We start from the raw sequence: 738 nt of genomic DNA on the forward strand, positions 1-738 counted from the left end.
GCGGCGCGGTGATCACCACCACGGCGGTCCAGGCGCTGGCGCCGGTGACGGTCACCGACGTGTTGTACCGGTCGCCCCACACCGTGCCGGGCGTTATCGCCGCCGTGCAGGTGCCCGAGGTCGGCGGCGTCGTCGGCGGGTTGGTGGTGCCGCCGGAGTTGAGTGCGTTGAGGACGGAGGTGTAGGCGGCCTTCTTGTTGCCGGAGCCGTCGAACAGCAACGGGTTCTCTCCGGTACGCCAGGAGTCGCTGTCCCTGATGCCCCATACCGTGATTCCCGTGCACCGGGTCACCGCGAGGCAGGCCCTGGTGACGGTGCTGTAGATGTTGGCCTGGTTGCCGCCCTGTGCGATGTCCAGCTCGGTGATCTGGACGTCGACGCCGAGATCGGCGAAGCGCTGCAGGTTCGCCTGATACGTCGAGTCGATGCCGGTGCCCAGATGCGACTGGAAACCGACGCAGTCGATCGGCACGCCACGCGACTTGAAGTCACGAACCATGTTGTAGATCCCGGTCGACTTCGCGTTGACGCCATCGGTGTTGTAGTCGTTGTAACAAAGCTTCGCGGCGGGATCCGCGGCACGCGCGGCCCGGAACGCCGCCTCGATCCAGTCGTTACCGGTCCGCTGCAGGTTCGAATCACGCCGGCCACCACCACCGCCGTCGGCGAACGCCTCGTTCACCACGTCCCAGGCGTAGATCTTGCCCGGTAACTGCGTGGCGACCTGCGTGACGTGGT

General features: G+C 66.5%; 1 protein-coding gene. It reads right to left on the reverse strand.

Going from position 1 to position 738, the window contains the following annotated elements; genetic code table 11:
- Window positions 1-738 (reverse strand): endo-1,4-beta-xylanase (locus tag DMB66_RS60305; RefSeq protein ID WP_148112999.1); only part of this gene is annotated, 738 nt, incomplete at both ends.

It is taken from the genome of Actinoplanes sp. ATCC 53533, assembly GCF_003947245.1.